Here is a 17,772-nt window from a genome sequence, read left to right as displayed (position 1 = left end):
TCCTGAGCCAGGATCAAACTCTCCATCAAAATCTGGCTCTAGCAAAGCCAAGAAACAAACTCCTCGACTCTAAAACAAACTGGCATAAAAAACCAATTCATGAAAAAGCTCGACACACTGTTGAGTTCTCAAAAGACACCCGCACACCATCCACCACCGTTAAGCAGTGAACCGGGGCATGTCCGCTACTCTACACCCACCAGATCCAAGCGGATCCGAGGGGCCCGAGTAGCTCACCAGCTGGGCCTGTTGACCGGGCCCCTTAGGGGCTTCGTTCTGTCCGGCGCCTCGCTGACAAGAAGAAAGTTACGCGACCCGATTCTGGGCGTCAAATCGCCCCCCCTATATCGCGCTGACCTGCGGAAACATGCCCGAAACAGTCACTGGGCGTGGTCGCCGCGGCCTCCGTCAGCGACGAACGGTCGGCCCGAAACGGCCCCTTGCGAGGCCCCCTCGATGCCCTCCGCAGGGCGCTGATCTGCAGCGATGTCATCGACGCCGGCTCCGGAGCGGTCCGGACCGACACCCGGGTCCCCCTCGCCGTTCACTTTCGTGTGACCTGGGGAACATCTTGAAATGTCGCTCTCCGCGACAAGCGGCCCCCTTTCCGTCGCCAGGCGGTGGAGCATTGCGTTGTAGGCCTTGAGGTCGGCATCGCCATCGGCATCAGCACGACGATCATCGCGCCGGGCCGACCGTTCGTCCTGGCGCGACCATTGAATGAGCAGCGCAATGACGACGAGCAGCAGCGGGAGCTCCCCCGACGCCCAGGCGAGACCACCGCCGAGCTTCTGGTCGGCCAGCGGATCGGCCACCCACGGCAGCGCGAGCTGCCGGTAGAAGTCGCCACCGATCACGGTGTTGGAGCTCATCAGCGCCACGCCGAAGAACGCGTGGAACGGCACCGACGCGAACACCACGCCCAACCGGGCGGCGGGCTGCAGCCGCCGTGGTGCGGGGTCCACCCCCACCAGCGGCCAGAAGAACAACCAGCCGACCACCAGGAAGTGGATGTTCATCAGCACGTGCGCCCAGTGCTCGGGCAGCGCGGCAGCGAAGAGCCCCGAGAAGTACAGGGCGTAGTACCCGCCGACGAACAGCGGCAGCGAGACCAGCGGGTTGGTCAACCACCGGGCGACCGGTGAGTGGATACCCGCGAGCAACCACTCCCGCGGCCCCGGCGGCCCCGCCCTCCCCGACGTCGGCAGTGCCCGGAGCGCGAGCGTGACGGGCGCGCCCAGTACCAGCAGGATCGGCACGAGCATCGCCAGGATCATGTGCTGCGCCATGTGCACGCTGAACATGGCGGGCCCGTACGTGCCGAGGCCACTGCTCGTGGCGACGAGCAGCGCGGCGCACCCCGCCAGCCAGGCGATCAACCTGCCTGTGGCCCAGGTGTCACCGCGCCTGCGCAGCCGGCGCACCGCCAGCGCGTACAGCACCGCCATCGCGACGGCGGCCGTGCCGAAGATCAGGTCGAACCGCCACTCGACGACGAACCGCAGCAGCGTCGGAGGGCCCGGCAGGTCGTAGCCGAGCAGCACCTCCACCCGGGACGGCACACCGTCACCGGTGTCCGGGGGCGCGCTGCGCCCGAGTGCCACGGCGAGACCGATCGTCGCCATCATGATCAGGACCTCGACGCCGCCGAGCCGCAGCAACGCGCGCGGGTTGCCCGCGGCGGCCGCCGGGACGCTGGACCGGCGGTGCAACGCCCCCAACGCACCCAGTACCAGCAGCGCCGCCACCTTCAGCAGCACCAGCGCCCCGTACGACGAGCCGAGCAGTGCCCAGAGCGGGATCCGGACCAGCGCGTTGACGACGCCGGTGACGGCGAGCACGAGCCAGCACACCAGCGCGAGCCCGGAGAACCGCGGCACGGCGGTGGCCAGCGCGGCGGCCCGGTCGGGACCCCGAGCGGCCGCGACGGCCAGCACCGCGACGAGCCCCCCGACCCACAGCGTGGCGGCGATGACGTGCAGCACGAGGCTGTTGGTGGCGATGTCGTGCGAGCCGCCCGTGGCGGAGTGCCCCGTCATCGTCACCGGCAGCGGGCCGATCAGCGCCAGCCCGAGTAGCACCGTGGACCAACCCCAGGTCAGCACCGTGCGGCAGCCGATCAGCACCAGCACCGCGATCACGGCGGTGAGCGCCCACGTCATGGCGGCGCTCAGCTTCGGCACGAGGTCGATCAGCAGCCGCAGGTCCAGCACGTCGGAGACCGGCCGGCCGAGGCCGTCCGCGACGTTCAACGGCACGAGCAGCACGGTGCTGACCGTCCAACCGGCGGCGAACCACGACGCCGCACGGACCGCGCGGTATCCCGCGACGTCCAGGTAGCCGCTGCGCTGAGGTGGCACGAGGAACGCCACCAGCAGCAGCGCGCCGATCGTCAGCACCATGAACCCCTCGGCTGCGGCGCGCATCGCCGGCAGCCCGACGAGCGTGAGCGTGCCCGGATCCGGCAGGCCCAGCGCCGCGATCGGGCGCGCGCCCGTCATCGCGGTGATCCCGCCTGCGACGAGCACGGCGACGGCCACCCCCAGGCCGACCAGTCCCCCTATCCCGGACGGGGGCCTGGCCTGCTGTGCTGGTGCTGCGGGCTCGACGGTCGCGTGCGCCATGGCATCCAGGTTATGCCGGGTCCGTGCGCGCCCCGACGAGGGAGCGCGAGCGGGCGACCGTGGGTGGGCCACACTGCCCGGATGGCATCGCCCGATCCTGCTGCCGACCCCCTCCTCCGGTCCACCGACGGTCGGACGGGTCAGAACGCTCTCGAGTGGTCTGCCGCGCCACTGGCCGCGGCGACGTGCGTGCTCGAGGTGGCCGGCTCCGGGATCGTCCTGGAACGCCCCTCCGGGCGCACCCCGATGCAGGGCTCGATCACCGCGCTTCCCTTGCGCACCAACGCTGTCGACGGTGTCCGGCTGCTGTTGACGCTGCCCGGGCTCGCCGAGGTCGATCGGGCGTTCGCCGAGCTGCGCCGGGTGCTGCGGCCCGGCGCGACGCTGGTCGTGCTGGTGCCATCGGCCTCGCGCCGGACGGCGGCCGAGCTGCGGATGGCCGGGTTGCTGGCCGGGGTCCACCGCGGCTGGACGAACCGCTCGGCGCTCGACAATGCCGGCTGGCTGCTCGCGGCAGCCGACTTCGCCGTGCTCGCCGACGACCGGCGCCCGTTCACCCTGCCGCTGCCCGACGCCGCCGCGGCCCACGACCTGGCCGCCGCGCTCCCCCGGGCCGGTCTGTGGCCCGCCGACATCGCCGCTGACGTGCCCGCCCGGCTCGCGGCCCGTGCGGCACCCGGCCGGGTGCTGCCGGTGCCGATGCGGCGGTTGATCGCGCGGCGCTGAGGGCACCCCGGCCGTCATCCGACCGACGGCGCGACGGGGTAGGGGCGAGAAGCCGCCGGATCGCAGCATGGTGGCCATCCTGCGATCCAACGCTTGGATGGCCACCATGCTGCAGTCCGGGCGTCCGGGCGTCCGGGCGTCCGGGCGTCCGGGCGTCCGGGCGAGCGGCCCGCTGGCCGGACCTCACCGCCCGGCCAGCAGCTCCCCCAAGGGGCGGGGCCGGCCCAGGTGGTAGCCCTGCCCGTGATCGACACCGAGCCTGCGCAGCAGGTCCACCAGCGCCGCGCGGTCCACCTGCTCGGCGACCGTCGTCATCCCGAGGTCGCTGGCCACGCCCACCACGGCGGCCACGAGCGCGCGGTCGATGCGGTCGGCGTCGAGGGCCTTGACGAAGTCACCGCCGATCTTGACCGCGGTGAACCGCAGGTGCTTGAGGTAGGCGAACGAGCCGAACCCGGAGCCGAAGTCGTCGAGCGCGAAGCCACAACCGGCCTCGATCAGCTGCACCGCCAGCGACCGCGCCCCGTCGAGGCCGTTCACCGCCGCTGTCTCGGTGATCTCCAGCCCGAGCCGCCGCGGCTCCACGCCGTGGCGGCGCAGCAGCGCGAGGATCCAGTCGCCGAGCTCGTCGTCCTCGAGGGACCGCGCCGACACGTTGACGTCCAGCCGCATGTCAGCGGCGCGTGCGGCGGGCGCGGCCAGTGCGGTGACGGCGTGGTCGAGCACCCAGCGGTCCAGCTGCAGCACCAGGTCGGTGCGCTCGGCGGCGGGCAGGAAGTCGGCAGGCCCCAGCTCGGGGCTCAGCCCGTCGCGCAGCCGGATCAGCAACTCGTGGCGCACGGTCGCCCCGGAGTTCAGGTCGACGATCGGCTGGGCGTCGAGCTCCATCGTGTTGCTGTCGAGCGCGTCGGCAACGCGTTGCAGCAACGACACCCGCCGCACGGCCTGGTGGTACTGGTCGGGGGCGAACCGGCGGGCCCGGTTGCGGCCGGCCCGCTTCGCCTCGTAGAGGGCCAGGTCGGCGCGCGCGAGGCTGGTCTCCACCTCCCGTCCCGGTGCGACGTCGGCGACCCCCACGCTGATCGTCACCTGTAGGGACGAGCCCGCATCGGCGATCGGCGTGCGGGCGACGGCGTCGCAGAGGCGTTCCCCCAGCTCCAACCCGTTCTCGGCGTCCCCGAACGGCACGACCACCGCGAACTCGTCACCGCCGAGGCGGCCCAGCAGCGCGTCGGACCCGATGCGGGCCGACACGGTGTGCGCCAGCGAACGCATGACGCGATCACCGACGGCGTGGCCGCGCAGGTCGTTGATGTCCTTGAAGTTGTCGACGTCGATGAGCAGCAGCGCACCGCCGTCGGCGCGCTCGGCGCAATCGGCGAGCCAGGCCGTGACCCGGCGGCGGTTCGCGACGCCGGTCAGCGGATCGTGCTCCGCGAGATAGGCCAGCTCCTGGCGGGCGCGGTGCTGCTCGGTGACGTCGCGGGCCGCTCCCAGCACCCGCATCGGCGCGCCGGCTGCGTCCGCGACGATCTCGGCGTACACCTCGAAGATCTTCATCGTCGCGTGGTCGGGTAGCCGGAACCGGGCGGTGTACGCGAACGGCTCGCCCGTGCGCAGCGCCTCCGCCACCGTCGAGACGATCATCGGGGCGTCCTCGGGGTGGGCCATCGCGATGAACGCGGCGAGGTCGGGCGACCCGCCCTCGGGGATGCCGAACAGGCGCAGCAGCGCGTCCGACCAGTGCATCGTGTCGTCCAGCGGATCCCAGTCCCACGAACCCATGCCGGCCATGGCCTCGAGCCGCGACAGCCGCCACTGCGAGTTGCGGACCCCGAGCACGTCCTCGTGGTGGGACGTCTCGTCGACGATCTCGTAGAGCAGCGTGGGGTCGGCGGGGCGCAGCGATCGGCACGCGACCTGCCACCAACGGGCGCCCCCGACCGGCGACGGCCACCGCACCCGGGCCTGCTGGGCACCGCGGCGGACGGAACGCAGCAGCTCCAGTGGCGCGTCGCCGGCGCCCCAGGTGCCACCGTGCGGGCCGACGAGCCGGCGGGCCGCGTCATTGTGCCAGGTCACAGCCCCGTCGCGGACGACGACGAAGGCGACGGACGCGTGGCAGGCCACGTCCGCGGCCGTAGCGTGCTCAGACACCGCACCCATCCTGCCAACCGAACCGCCCGGAGTGGGCGCGACTCGCGAGGAGGTCAGGCGTCCGTGGGCGGTACCGCGGCGGCGCCGACGATCAGCGGTGCCTCCGACGCGCTGAGCGCCGGCTCGTCCACCAGGTCGGCCACCACGCAGGTGATGTTGTCGGGGCCACCGCCGGCGTTGGCGAGCTCGATGAGCCGGGACACGGCCGCGGCGCGCTCGGCCTCGCCCCCGAGTACGTCGCGGATGACCGTGTCGTCGAGCACGGCGGTGAGACCGTCGGAGCAGATCAGGTAGCGGTCGCCGGCGCGGCCCTCGTGCAGGAAGAGGTCGGGCTCGGCGCGGGTGCCGTCCTGGAGCGTGCGGATGAGCCAGGACCGGCGGGGATGCCCCGCTGCCTCCTCCTCCGAGAGCCTGCCCTCGTCGACGAGTGCCTGCACCAGCGTGTGGTCGCGCGTCATCCGCACCAGCTCGCCATCGCGCAGCAGGTAGGCGCGCGAATCGCCGATGTGCAGGACCCCGATGCGGGCACCGTCGATGAGGAAGCTGACGACCGTGGTGCCGGTGCCCCGCAGCTCCGCGTTCTCCTGCGCCATCGAGGTGAGCCGGTTGGCCGCGTCCTCGATGGCGGCGGCGAGCTCGCCCAGCAGGTCGGTCTCCGCGAGGTCGGTGCCGCGCAACCGCGCATCGAGGTCGAGCATGGCGGCCACCGCGACGGAGCTGGCCACCTCGCCGTGGGCGTGACCGCCCATGCCGTCGGCGACCACGATCAGTCGCGGGCTGGTGGCGGCCGAGTCCTGGTTCATCTGCCGTCGCCGGCCGATGTCGGAGCCGGCCGCGGAGCGCAGCGTCGGAGCCATGACCCCAGCCTCTCACGCTGTGAACAGACTTCACAAGCAGGGTCGCTGTGAACTACCGTTCGACAGGTGACCGGGGACACCACCGTCAGCGCGGGCGACATCGCCCGGCTCGGCGGTGTCGGCCGCGCCGCGGTGAGCAACTGGCGGCGCCGCCACCACGACTTCCCGGCGCCGGTGGCCGGCACCGCGTCGAGCCCCCGTTTCGCACTCGCCGACGTCGAGGCGTGGTTCCGCGCCAACGGGCGGCCCTACCGGCTCTCGCCCGCCGACCGCGCCTGGCAGCGCCTGCACCCCGACGGGAACGACCTGCTGGTGGCCGCGCGCGTCGCCGACGCGGGCCAGCTGCTGCTGCGGATCCACGATCCGGCGCTGCTCGACCGGTTGCCCGGCGCACCCACCCCGGTGCCCCACGACCCGGAGCTGCACCGCGCGCTCGCCGAGCTGGCCGACGCGCTCGGCCCGGCAGCGGCGTTCGAGGAGATCTGCGCGCGCCACCGCGCCCGCCCGGCGCCCGCGGAGGAGCTCGCCACCGCGATGGCCCGCATCGCGCTGCCCGGAGGCGGCACGCTGCTCGATCCGGCCTGCGGCACCGGTTCCCTGCTGCTGACGGCCGCCCCCCGGCTCGCGCTCGGTCAGCACTCCGACGCCGACGCGGCCCGGATCGCCGCCGCGCGGCTGCTGCTCGCCGGCGTCGATGCCGACATCGTCGCGGCCGACGCACTGCAGTCCGACGCCTTCGCCGGGCGCAGCGTCGACGGCGTGGTGTGCGACCCGCCACCGGGTGATCGCCCGCGCGGCCACGGTGAGCTCGCGGGTGACCCCCGCTTCGCGCACGGCCTGCCACCGCGCACCGAGCCGGAGCTGGCCTGGCTGCAGCACGCGCTGGCAGCGGTCCGTCCCGGCGGACCGGTCGTGATCCGGATGCCGGCCGCTGCCGCCGCCCGGCGGGCGGGCCGGCGGATCCGGTCCAACCTGCTGCGGGCCGGCGCCCTGCGCGCGGTGATCACGGTGCCCGACGGTGATCTGTGGGTGCTCCGCAGGCCGGCCGCCACCGACCCCACCCCCGCCCACCTGCTCGTCGCGCAGGTGGACGTCGATCGGGCCGCGCCGCTGTGGGAGGCGTTCAGCGGTGGCCGCGACGTCCCCGACGGCGCGGCCGTGCCCATCGTCGACCTGCTCGACGACGATGTCGACGTCAGTCCGGAGCGGCACCTGCAGCGCGGTCGCGGTCCCGATCCGGGGCGCGCGTTCACCGAGCTGCGCACGGCGTCCGCCACGGCTGTTCCGGTACTGGAGGCGCTGACCGAGCCGTTGCCGCTGGCCACGGCCACGGTGGCGGAGCTCTCGCGCGCCGGCGCGCTGCGGGTGCGCCACGCCCCCACCCGCATGACGCTCGGTGGCGGCGGCGTCGCGGTACTCACGGTCACCGACCTCGCCGTGGGCACCGAACCCACCGGTCGCACCGCCGCGGGCCCCGCACTCGTCCGGATCAGACCCGGCGACGTCGTGGCCGCCGCGATGGGACGCGTACGCGTGGCGTCCACGCGCGCGGCGCTCGGGCCGGGACTCACCGCGTACCGCGTCGACCCGGAGCGCCTCGACGCCGAGTACCTCGCCGGCGTGCTGCGATCGGCGCCGCCACCGACCGGTTCCGGCTCCACCCGCTACGGGCAGCGCGTCCGGATCCCCTTGCTCAGCCCCGAGGAGCAGCGCGCCTACGGTGTCGCGTTCCGCGAGCTGCTGGCTGCCGCCGACACCGCCCGGGATGCCGCCGAGCGTGCCGACGCCCTGCTGCGGGTCGGCGGCGAGGGTCTCGTGGAAGGCTGGTTGCGCCCCGGCGGGTGATCCGGGTGAGGGGAGGAACGCCCATGCGCATCGCGGGCCGCTACGAGATCGACGAGCTGCCGCTCGGCCGTGGCGGGATGGGTGCCGTGCACAGCGGGCACGACACGCACCTGGACCGCCGCGTCGCCGTCAAGTTCCTCCACGTGCCCGGCGGCTCCGAGGAGCTGCGCGAACGGTTCGTGCGGGAGGCGCGCATCCTCGCCCGGCTGGAGCACCCGGGAGTGCCGGCGCTCTACGACCTCGGCACCCATGAGCAGCGGCTGTTCCAGGTCATGCAGTTCGTGGACGGCGTCACCGTCGACGACGTCGTCGCCGAGCACGGCGCGCTGCCACCGGCGTGGGTGGCCGCGATCGCCGCCCAGACCTGCGCGGTGCTCGCGGCTGCGCACGCGCTGTCGATCGTGCACCGCGACCTCAAGCCGTCCAACCTCATGCTGCGCCCCGACGGCAGCGTCGTCGTGCTCGACTTCGGGCTCGCCGTGCTCGGGGGCGCGGCCCGCTTCACCCGGGTGGGCCAGATCTTCGGCACGCCGTCCTACATGGCGCCCGAGCAGGTGCAGCAGGGCGTCGCCGATGCCCGCAGCGATCTCTACGCGCTCGGCTGCGTCGTGCACGAGCTGCTCACCGGCGAGCCGCTGTTCACCGGCCCCACGGCCTACGCGATCTTCGAGCGTCAGGTGCGGGAACGGCCGCCGCACCTGACGGGAGTGCCGGGAGAGCTGGCGGAGCTCGTGCAGATCCTGCTGGCCAAGGAGCCCGCACTGCGTCCCGCCGACGCGGCCGTCCTCTACGACAGGATCGCGCCGCTCGCCGTCGACCTGCCGGAGCTGCCTGGTTTCCTCGCCGCCACCCACGACCCGGGCCGCAACTACGCGCGCGTCTGGGGGATGGCGCCCGACGGGGTGCCGGCCGGCCTGCGCCGATGACGGACCTGGTGCACATCAGGGCCGTCGCCGAGCACGTCGGACTGCCACTCTCCACGCTGCACTACCGGGAACGGCGCGGCCTGCTCACGCCCGAGCGGCGCGGCGACGGCCGGTGGTACGACACCGACCAGCTCTACCGGGTCGCGCTCATCAAGACCTGGCGCGACACCGGTCAGCTCGGCGTCGAGGAGATCGCCGGGGTACTGGCCGCCACCGGCCCGGCCTGGCGGGAGACCGTGCACGCCCGGATCGCCGCGATCGAGGAGCAGCGGGCGCGGCTGGCGGCGGCGCGCGGGTACCTCGAGCACCTGCTGACCTGCCAGCACACCGCGGCACTCGAGGAATGCCCGAACTTCCTGGCCACGGTGGGCATCCCGGGAGCACCCGCCGGCCGGTCGCCCGACTGGCCCCGCCCCGCCCCGGACCCGAGGGCCGGCTGAGCCCGACTCGCGGGCACATCCATCCCGACTCGCGGGGCGCGGGCCGTTGGGCCGGCCGCTCAGGAGGCTCCGTGGAAGCCGCGTTCCTGGACGGTCCAGGTGTTCCCGTCGGGGTCGGCGAGGTCGAAGGAGCTCGCGTAGTCCCGGCGAAGAGGGTCGACACCGGCCGCGTGGTCACCCTGCCAGCCCTCGACCGACGCCTTGTGCCGGATCGGGCCGACGGCCACCCCGCGCTCACCGAGCTCGCGGTGCGCGGCCTCGATGTCCGCCACGACGAGGTAGGTGGCGCGCGCCGAGCCCGGCGCCGCGGCGGTGAGCCCGATGCCGAGCTGGACCGAGCACGCCGACCCCGCCGGGGTGAGCTGGGCGACGCGGAACCCGCTGTGCGGCCGGTAGTCGACGTCGAGCGCGAAGCCCAGCTGCTCGGTGTGGAAGCGCAGCGCCCGGTCGGCATCGCGGACGGGCAGGGTGAGTACCTCGATGCGGTAGTCCATCAGGCACCGGTCCCGCGCTCGACCGTGCGGCGCACCAGCCGGGCCAGCACCCGCAGGAGCGAGGGCACAGAGCCGGTCCGCCGGGTGATGGGGACAGCGGGCAGCGGACCGACGTCGGGCGTCACGACAACGACCGGGACGGAGACCATCATGATCGGCTCCGGTCGCGCGTCAGCAGCTCGTCCGGGCCCAGGCCACGGTCGATGCCGTGCGGCACCACGGACTGGCCCGGCTCCTGCTCCAGCTTGCGGTCGTCGAGGTACACGTCGACGCGATCGGGTTCGAAGGAGATCCATCCCGACACCTCGGCGACCTCGGGCCACGCCTCCGGGTAGGACCACGCGGCACCCTTGTGCCCGTTGATGTCGAAGTAGCCTGCCAGTCCCTTGTACGGGCAGAACGTGCGGTTCTCGACCGGGGTCAGCGCCGCGATGTCGACGTCCTCGCGCGGCACGTACCAGCGCGGGGCGAAGCCCGACTCGTACAGCGCGATGGGGTGCCGCGTCTCGGCGATGACCCGGTCGCGGTCACGGACGACCAGGTGGCGCGAGGTGTGGCGGATGTCGAGGCGGTGGTAGGGATCGGCCGCGTGGCCGACGATGCGGTCGTCCTCCTCGTAGAAGGCCTCCATGGCACGCCAGGCGAAGGCGACCCGGTCGCGCAACACGGCGGCGTGCGGGGGCAGGTCCGCGTGCTGCCACGCGGCGTGCCGCGTCGTCGACTCCCCCGCGCCCACCCCGAACCACGACGTGGCGCCCAGGTCGGGATGGGTCGTCGTGCGCTCCTCCGGCACGAGCGTCCCGGCGCGGACATCGGCGAGCGGGAAGTACGCCACCGGGTAGCGGCCCGGCTCGTGGAGCAGGACCACGTCCTCGCTGTCGGCCACCCACTCGCCGCCGAACCGCACGCGCATGCGGCGCCGCAGCGGTTCGGCGAACAGCAGCCGCTCCGGCAACGGTGCAGCGGTGAGGAACTGCCCGACCGCCTTGGTCGAGAGCGGCCCCTGTTGCCATGCCAGTCCCATCGTCTTGCCCTTCTCGCAGCGGGTGGAGCGGTTGTGCTTGCGGTGGTCAGTGGGCCCCGGCGGCCACCAGCACGGGCCGGACGGCGCTGTGCAGGGCCGCCACGTGGTCGCGAGCGGTCCCGATGACCGCGTTGAGGGTCGCCAGATCCTGCGGCCCGTCGTGGCGGTGGCCGTTGACGACGAAGGTCGGTGTACCGGACACGCCGCTCAGGTCGGCGGACTCGACGTCCTGGATGACACGAGCGGCGAAGCGGCGCCCGAGCAGGTCGTCGCGGAAGCGCTCGACGTCCAGACCCAGCCGGTGCGCGTGGTCGACCAGGCTCTCGATGTGCAGGTGCCCCTGATCCGCGAGCAGCAGGTCGTGCATCGGCCAGAACGCGCCCTGCGCGCCCGCCGCCTCCGCGGCCTCCGCGGCCAGTTGCGCGTGCGGGTGCACGTCGGGCAGCGGCAGGTGGCGCCAGACGTAACGGATGTCGGAGTTGCCGGCCAGCAGGTCCCGCGCGGTCGGCGCGATCATGCCTGTCCAGGGGCACTCGAAGTCGCCGTACTCGACCACGGTCACCGCCGCGTCGGCCGGGCCGCGCACGTGGTCGCGAGCGGTGTCGACGCCGGGGACGAGGTCGGTGAGCTGACGTGCGGTTCCCAGCAGCGCACGTGTCCGCGCCGCAGCCGGGAGCGCCCCGGTCAACCGGTAGACCACCAGGCTGAGCAGGGCAGCGCCCGCCGCGGCGAGCAGCACGCCGAGCTTGGCCTCGTCGAGCTCGGTGCCGGTGAACGCGAGGTCGGCGATCAGCAGCGACACCGTGAACCCGACGCCCGCGACGGTGCCGCTGCCCAGCACGGCCGCCCAGCCGACCGGGGGCCGCACCGTGCCCCGGCTCATCCTCGTGACCAGCCAGGACGTGCCGAACACCGCCACCGGCTTGCCGATGACGTAGGCCACGACGATGCCGATCGTGATCGGCGCGGTCAGCGCACCGGCGAGCAGCGGCACGTCGATCGCGATCCCCGCATTGGCCAGCGCGAACAGCGGCACCACGAGGTAGCGGGTGGCCCGGTGGAGGCCGTGCTGCAGCCGGGCGTTGGCCGAGAGCGTCGCCGTCAGCCCCGTCGTCGCCGTCCGGGCCAGCTCCGGTGTGGGTTGCTCGCGGAACAGGCGCACCAGCGTGGTGGCCGCCTCCAGCGCGCCCCGCCGGGGCAGGTACGCCGAGGTGGCCAGCCCGACCGCCAGCCCGGCCACCACCGGGTCGATACCGGCAGCGAGCAGCGCGCCCCAGACGGTCAGCGTGAGCAGTGCGAGCACCGGCGTGCGATGGCGCTCGTCGAGGCGCCTGCTGGCGAGCACCCCGAGGTAGGCGACGGCGGCGACGGCGAACGCGGCGGGATCGATGCGGGTGCTGTAGGCCAGCGCGATGACGACCAGCGCGACGATGTCGTCGACGACGAACACGGTCAGCACGAAGGTCCGGATCCGGTCGGGCACGCCACGGCCCACGACGGTGAGGACGCCGAGCGCGAGCGCAGTGTCGGTCGACATCGCCGCGCCCCAGCCGTGCGCGCCCGGCCCGCCGCCGTTGATCGCGAGGTAGAGCAGCACCGGCACGGCCATCCCGGCGACCCCGGCGGCGACCGGCAGGATCAGTCGACGCCGCTCCCGCAGGTCGCCCAGGTCGATCTCCCGGCGTGCCTCCAGCCCGACGACCAGGAAGAACAGGGTCATCAGGCCGCTGTTGACCCACTCGCGCAGGTCGAGCTCGACCGCGAGCGGCCCGATGCGGACAGGGACCGACAAGGTCCAGAATCCCTCGTAAGCGGCCGGGAGCAGGTTCGCCCACACCAGCGCCACGGCGATGGCGGCGACGAGGACACCCGCGCTGCCCGACTCCGTTCGCAGGAACGCCCGCAGGGAGCCGGCCGTGACGCCCGCCGTCGACATCCGTCCCGTGCCCGCCATCCCGTCCATTCCCCGCCCCTAACCGCTAAAATAGAATTTGATGGTTAGATCGAAGCACGCTGCTATCTAACCTGTCAACCGGAGATATACGGTTAGCTGGCGACATCTGCCGACGGCGAGCAGCAACACCACGCGCTGCGGCTACTGGCAGGCTGCGCCCAGCGCATCCGCTCTGCCCCATTCCCGAGGAGGCAACCATGGACCGCCTGCTGTCGCTGAACGTCGGCATGCCCCAGGACGTGGACTGGCAGGGCCGCACCATCCACACCGGCATCATCAAGAACCCGGTCGACGGCGCGCGCATGGTCCGCAGGCTCAACATCGACGGCGACGGACAGGGCGATCTCGGCGGCCACGGCGGCGAGATGCGCGCCGTGCTCGTCTACCAGCGCGAGTCCTACGACTTCTGGCGACGCCACCTCGGGCGCGACGACCTCGAGTACGGCCAGTTCGGCGAGAACTTCACCGTCGCCGGCCTGCCCGACGACGAGGTCCACATCGGTGACCGCTACCGCATGGGGGGCGCCGAGTTCGAGGTGACCCAGCCCCGCGTCACCTGCTTCCGGGTCGGGATGCGGCTGCGCGAGCCGCAGATGCCCGCGTTGCTGGTTGCGCACCACCGGCCCGGCTTCTACCTGCGCGTGATCAGCGAAGGACCGGTGCGAGCAGGCGACGAGATCGTCCGCACCCGCGTCGGGCGGCACCGGATGAGCGTCGCCGCGATCGACGCGCTGCTCTACCTGCCCGGGCGCGAGACCGCCGCGTTGCGCACGGCCGTCGACATCCCCGCGCTCAGCCCCGGCTGGCAGGGCTCGTTCCGCGACCTGCTCGCCGCCGCGGAACACCCGGTGACCACCGTGGCCGAGCCCACCGGCTGGGCCGGTTTCCGGCCGTTGCGCGTCACCGGCATCGCGGCCGAGAGCGCCACCATCGTCTCGGTCCACCTGGCCGCCCCGGATGCGTCCCCGCTGCCGAGGCCGCGGCCGGGCCAGTACCTGACGCTGCGGGTGCCCGGCGCCGCCGATCCCGCGCCGGTGCGCAACTACTCGCTGTCCGCGGCCCCGCCGGACGGCACCTACCGGATCAGCGTCAAGCGCGAGCCGCACGGCGCGGTCAGCACGTACCTGCACAGCGGCCTGCGCGTCGGCGACGAGGTGGCGGTGGCCGCGCCTCGCGGCGACTTCGTGTTACGGGGCGACGATGCCGGTACCGATCCGGCACCGGTGTTGCTGATCTCCGCAGGCGTCGGGGCCACGCCGGTGCTCGCGATGCTGCACGCGCTCGCCGCCGAGCGCTCGCCGCGCGACGTGTGGTGGCTGCACTCGGCCCGCTCGGCGGCCGAGCAGGCCTTCGCCGGCGAGGCCCACACGCTGCTGGCCGGCCTCGAACACGGCCACGAGCACGTCTTCTACACCGGATCCGAGCCGCTCCCGCACCGCGATCCGGCCGCCATCCGCGGCCGCATCGACCGGGCGAGCCTGGCCGGGCTCGGGCTGCCGGAGAGCGCGACCGCCTACGTCTGCGGCCCCGCAGCGTTCATGGATGCCGTGCGCGCGGCGCTGGTCGACATCGGACTCGACGCGAATCGCATCCACATGGAGCTGTTCGGTGCGCTCGCGGCCATCAACCCGGGGATCACCGGCGAGACCCGCACCGCACCGCACCCGCCCGCCGGGCCCGCGGGCACGGGCCCGCAGGTGACGTTCGCACGCAGTGGGCTCACCGTGGGGTGGAGCGACACCTACCCCGCCGTCCTCGAGCTCGCCGAGGCCTGCGACGTGCCGACCCGCTGGTCCTGCCGCACCGGCGTCTGCCACACCTGCCAGACCGCGGTGCTCGCCGGCGCGGTCGAGCACCGGCCCGAACCGCTGGAGCCACCGGATCCCGGCACGGCCCTGCTCTGCTGCGCGCAGCCCGGGAGCGACCTGGTGCTCGATCTCTGACGGCGGCACGGCCCGCGCCGGCCTACAGCGTGTCGAGCACCAGCACGGCCAGCGGCAGCCCGGGCAACGGGTGCAGCGCCGCCCCCTCGACGTCGCCGCCCGCCCACAGCCCCGGCACGTCGACGGCATGGGTCACCGAACCGGCGACCAGCGCCGGATGGTTGGCCACCACCACTCGGCCATCGGCGTTGACCAGCGCCGTGGGGCGCTCCGACCGGTGCAGCAGCGGCAGCAGCCTGCGTTCCACCCAGCTGTTGACGATGTCGGCGCCGACGACCCCGACGTACTGGCGGCCGCGCTGGGGATGCACGCCGTAGATCGGCACCGTGAACGTGAGCGTGTACTCCTCGGTGCACAGCCAGTCGACGTACGGACCCGTCACGTGGCGGGCCCCGGTCTCCCGCGGGATCAGGTACCAGGGCAGCACGGTGTAGTCGTAGAAGCTGTCGGCGTCCGCGTCGAGCACGGGGAGCAGCTTGTGCACGCCGCGGTCGGAGTCGTGGTGCCACCACTCCATCCAGTGCCGGGCGTCGCGCAGCACGTCGGGCGCCAGCACCAGCCCGGCGCCGACGATCGGCGTGCCGGCCGCCTCCAGCACCGGGCGCACCACCTGCGAGATCGGCTCGACGTCGACGCGGCGCAGCGGGAAGCCCTCCGACCAGGGCAGGAACATCTGCTCGGCGGCCCCGCGCAACCCCTCGACCGCGGCGAAGGCGCTCTCGCAGAGCTCCGAGACCCGATCCACCAGCAGCTGGACCGGGGCCGTCGGGGCCATCGTCACGGCTACTCCTCGGCAGTTGGACCCGGGAGCGCGTGCGCATCCGGATCCGCCTCGTCGTCGTCCGCGAGGAAGGTCAGCTGGAGTGCACTCGCCCGTGCCTGCGCAGCGTAGACGTGGGCGACGGCCAGCGCGCGAGCGAGTGATCCGTCGGAATCGACGACGGCCGCCAGTATCTCGCGGTGCTTGCGCAGCACCTCCTCGCGCGCGACGGGGGTGGTGGCGCTGAGCCACAGCAGCGGCGCCACCTCGTTCTGCATGCTGATCACCGCACGGGTCAGCCGCGGCGACTGCGCCGCCGAGGCGAGCTCCACCTGGAACCGGGACTCCGCACGCCGGCGCGCGGCGGCGTCAACGGAGCGTTCGAGCTCGGCGACGCTGTCGGTGATCAGCTTGACGTCCTGCTCGCCCGCGCGGTCGGCGGCGAGCTGCGCGCAGGTGCCGCTGATGGCGGCGTAGTGGTCGGCGAGGTCGCGCAGCTCCGAGGGGCTCACCTCGCGCAGCCGCTCGCGCAGCACGTCGGAGGCCCCGCCGCGGACGCGCCGCACGAAGCTGCCGCCGTTGCGGCCGCGCCGGGTGGTGACCAACCCCTGCCCGCGCAGTGCCGTGAGCGCCTCGCGGATCGTGACGGGGGAGACGCCGAAGGTCTCGGCGAGGTCGGTCTCGCTCGGCAGCTGCTCGTCGGGAACGAGCAGCCCGAGCCGGATGCCCTCCGACAGGCGCCGGACGACGGCGTCGGCCCGCTTGCCGACCTCCAGGGGCGCGAAGATCGCGCCCCTCCCTCCTGCCGCCGGCAGGTTGCGGCCGCCGTTGCGCACCTGTCGACCCCTCCGCTCCGTTCGTGGCCATGCTGCCACAGGTGTTGACTTATAACCTATGAACTCATAGTTTTCGGCACCATCGCTCGTCGCCCCGGAGGTGCCCGTGCCGCCCGATGTCCGGTCCGTCCCGGTATCCACGGGGTCGGCGTCCGCCGCCACGACCGTCGCGGCCATCGAGCTGCGCGGCGTGCGCAAGGAGTTCCCCGGCGGGGTCGTCGCCGTGCACGACCTCGATCTCGACATCGCCGAGGGCGAGTTCGTGACGCTGCTGGGCCCGTCCGGCTCCGGGAAGACGACGGTGCTGCGCCTCATCGCGGGTTTCGAGCAGCCGTCGGCAGGCACGGTCCGGCTGCGTGGCACCGACGTCACTGCGGCCGCGCCGTTCGACCGCGACGTGCACACCGTCTTCCAGGACTACGCGCTGTTCCCGCACCTGTCGGTGCTGCGCAACGTCGAGTACCCGCTGCGCATCGCCAAGGTGGCGAAGGCCGAACGCCGCGAGCGCGCGCTGGCGGCGCTGGCGACCGTGCGCCTGGAGCACATGGCCGACCGCGTCCCGACGGCGATGTCGGGCGGGCAGCGCCAGCGCGTCGCGCTCGCCCGCGCGCTCGTCGACCGGCCCGCCGTGCTCCTGCTCGACGAGCCGCTCGGCGCGCTCGATCTCAAGCTGCGCGAGCAGATGCAGGTGGAGCTCAAGCAGATCCAGCGCGACTCCGGCATCACGTTCGTGCTCGTCACGCACGACCAGGACGAGGCCCTCACCCTGGCCGATCGGGTGGTCGTGTTCTCCGACGGCCGGGTCGAGCAGGCCGGTTCGGCGCAGGAGGTCTACGAGCGGCCCGCGTCCGCGTTCGTGGCGGGCTTCGTCGGCACGTCCAACGTGCTCGACGCGGCTGCGGCCACAGCCGTGCTGGGCCGCGACGGGAGCTGGAGCGTCCGCCCGGAGAAGATCGCGATCGGCCCGGCCGACACCGCGGCGCCCGCCGGCCGCTCCACCGCGTTGGGCGTGGTCGAGGAACTCGTCTACACCGGCCCCAGCACCCGGTGCGTCGTCGCGCTCGACGCGGGCGGCCTCCTGTCCGTGCTGCTGCCGGCGGGTCCCGACGACACCCCGGTACCCGATCGCGGCCAGCGGGTCCGGCTGCACTGGCACCGGGAGCACGAGGTCCAGCTGCACTGACCG

At 73.3% G+C, this 17,772-nt stretch carries 15 protein-coding genes; 6 read left to right on the top strand and 9 right to left on the bottom strand.

Annotation, left to right across the window (positions count from 1 at the left end):
• Window positions 1-380 precede the first annotated feature (380 nt).
• Entirely contained in the window at window positions 381-2,624 is a 2,244-nt protein-coding gene (locus tag ACFPFQ_RS41695) for a cytochrome c oxidase assembly protein (protein WP_379628797.1), read from the bottom strand.
• Window positions 2,625-2,705: 81 nt separating this feature from the next.
• Here ACFPFQ_RS41695 and ACFPFQ_RS41690 point away from each other — a divergent pair, with 81 nt between their 5' ends.
• Window positions 2,706-3,350, top strand: coding sequence for a methyltransferase domain-containing protein (locus tag ACFPFQ_RS41690; RefSeq protein ID WP_379628796.1), 645 nt, complete (start codon window positions 2,706-2,708; stop codon window positions 3,348-3,350).
• 183 nt (window positions 3,351-3,533) lie between these two features.
• On the opposite strand, the gene ACFPFQ_RS41685 is transcribed toward ACFPFQ_RS41690, so the two are convergent.
• Both ACFPFQ_RS41685 and ACFPFQ_RS41680 read right to left on the bottom strand, forming a co-directional pair.
• On the bottom strand, window positions 3,534-5,507 hold the full coding sequence (locus tag ACFPFQ_RS41685) for a putative bifunctional diguanylate cyclase/phosphodiesterase (RefSeq protein ID WP_379628795.1): 1,974 nt from the start codon (window positions 5,505-5,507) through the stop codon (window positions 3,534-3,536).
• 53 nt (window positions 5,508-5,560) lie between these two features.
• A complete protein-coding gene (locus ACFPFQ_RS41680) occupies window positions 5,561-6,364 on the bottom strand; it encodes a PP2C family protein-serine/threonine phosphatase (RefSeq protein ID WP_379628794.1) in 804 nt (267 codons plus the stop codon).
• 66 nt (window positions 6,365-6,430) lie between these two features.
• On the opposite strand from ACFPFQ_RS41680, the gene ACFPFQ_RS41675 reads away from it, so the two are divergent.
• Genes ACFPFQ_RS41675 through ACFPFQ_RS41665 form a run of 3 tightly spaced genes read left to right on the top strand, consistent with a single transcriptional unit; the run spans window position 6,431 to window position 9,575 of the window.
• Window positions 6,431-8,209: an N-6 DNA methylase gene (locus tag ACFPFQ_RS41675; protein WP_379628793.1), complete on the top strand. Its 1,779-nt coding sequence runs from the start codon at window positions 6,431-6,433 to the stop codon at window positions 8,207-8,209.
• Window positions 8,210-8,232: 23 nt separating this feature from the next.
• Window positions 8,233-9,135 carry a serine/threonine-protein kinase gene (locus ACFPFQ_RS41670; protein WP_379628792.1) on the top strand — a complete coding sequence of 301 codons (903 nt, stop codon included), beginning with the start codon at window positions 8,233-8,235 and terminating at the stop codon, window positions 9,133-9,135.
• On the top strand, window positions 9,132-9,575 hold the full coding sequence (locus ACFPFQ_RS41665; protein WP_379628791.1) for a MerR family transcriptional regulator: 444 nt from the start codon (window positions 9,132-9,134) through the stop codon (window positions 9,573-9,575). The genes ACFPFQ_RS41670 and ACFPFQ_RS41665 overlap by 4 nt, the downstream gene beginning before the upstream one ends.
• A gap of 59 nt (window positions 9,576-9,634) precedes the next feature.
• Here ACFPFQ_RS41665 and ACFPFQ_RS41660 read toward each other — a convergent pair whose 3' ends face one another.
• The 4 genes from ACFPFQ_RS41660 to ACFPFQ_RS41645 are packed head-to-tail and all read right to left on the bottom strand — an operon-like array spanning window position 9,635 to window position 13,047.
• Window positions 9,635-10,069 carry a VOC family protein gene (locus ACFPFQ_RS41660; protein WP_379628790.1) on the bottom strand — a complete coding sequence of 145 codons (435 nt, stop codon included), beginning with the start codon at window positions 10,067-10,069 and terminating at the stop codon, window positions 9,635-9,637.
• Window positions 10,069-10,221 carry a hypothetical protein gene (locus ACFPFQ_RS41655; protein ID WP_379628789.1) on the bottom strand — a complete coding sequence of 51 codons (153 nt, stop codon included), beginning with the start codon at window positions 10,219-10,221 and terminating at the stop codon, window positions 10,069-10,071. The genes ACFPFQ_RS41660 and ACFPFQ_RS41655 overlap by 1 nt, the downstream gene beginning before the upstream one ends.
• Window positions 10,218-11,093, bottom strand: a complete 876-nt coding sequence (locus ACFPFQ_RS41650; RefSeq protein WP_379628788.1) for a DUF427 domain-containing protein — start codon at window positions 11,091-11,093, stop codon at window positions 10,218-10,220. Before ACFPFQ_RS41650 ends, ACFPFQ_RS41655 begins: the two co-directional genes overlap by 4 nt.
• A 46-nt stretch (window positions 11,094-11,139) precedes the next feature.
• Window positions 11,140-13,047, bottom strand: a complete 1,908-nt coding sequence (locus tag ACFPFQ_RS41645; protein WP_379628787.1) for a Na+/H+ antiporter NhaA — start codon at window positions 13,045-13,047, stop codon at window positions 11,140-11,142.
• Between the two features lie 197 nt (window positions 13,048-13,244).
• Between ACFPFQ_RS41645 and ACFPFQ_RS41640 the strand changes: the two genes are divergently transcribed.
• Window positions 13,245-14,990, top strand: a complete 1,746-nt coding sequence (locus ACFPFQ_RS41640; protein WP_379628786.1) for an MOSC domain-containing protein — start codon at window positions 13,245-13,247, stop codon at window positions 14,988-14,990.
• 22 nt (window positions 14,991-15,012) lie between these two features.
• Here the strand turns inward: ACFPFQ_RS41640 and ACFPFQ_RS41635 are convergent, their stop codons facing one another.
• The gene (locus ACFPFQ_RS41635; protein WP_379628801.1) at window positions 15,013-15,765 is read right to left on the bottom strand and encodes a hypothetical protein; all 753 of its coding nucleotides are present in this window, start codon (window positions 15,763-15,765) and stop codon (window positions 15,013-15,015) included.
• Window positions 15,766-15,773: 8 nt separating this feature from the next.
• Window positions 15,774-16,586 carry a FadR/GntR family transcriptional regulator gene (locus ACFPFQ_RS41630; RefSeq protein ID WP_379628785.1) on the bottom strand — a complete coding sequence of 271 codons (813 nt, stop codon included), beginning with the start codon at window positions 16,584-16,586 and terminating at the stop codon, window positions 15,774-15,776.
• Between the two features lie 106 nt (window positions 16,587-16,692).
• On the opposite strand from ACFPFQ_RS41630, the gene ACFPFQ_RS41625 reads away from it, so the two are divergent.
• Window positions 16,693-17,769 carry an ABC transporter ATP-binding protein gene (locus ACFPFQ_RS41625; RefSeq protein ID WP_379628784.1) on the top strand — a complete coding sequence of 359 codons (1,077 nt, stop codon included), beginning with the start codon at window positions 16,693-16,695 and terminating at the stop codon, window positions 17,767-17,769.
• Window positions 17,770-17,772 lie beyond the last annotated feature (3 nt).

It is taken from the genome of Pseudonocardia sp. GCM10023141 (assembly GCF_042653605.1).
The sequence above is the reverse complement of the archived record's forward strand: the minus strand, read 5'-3'. Positions and strand labels throughout refer to the sequence as shown.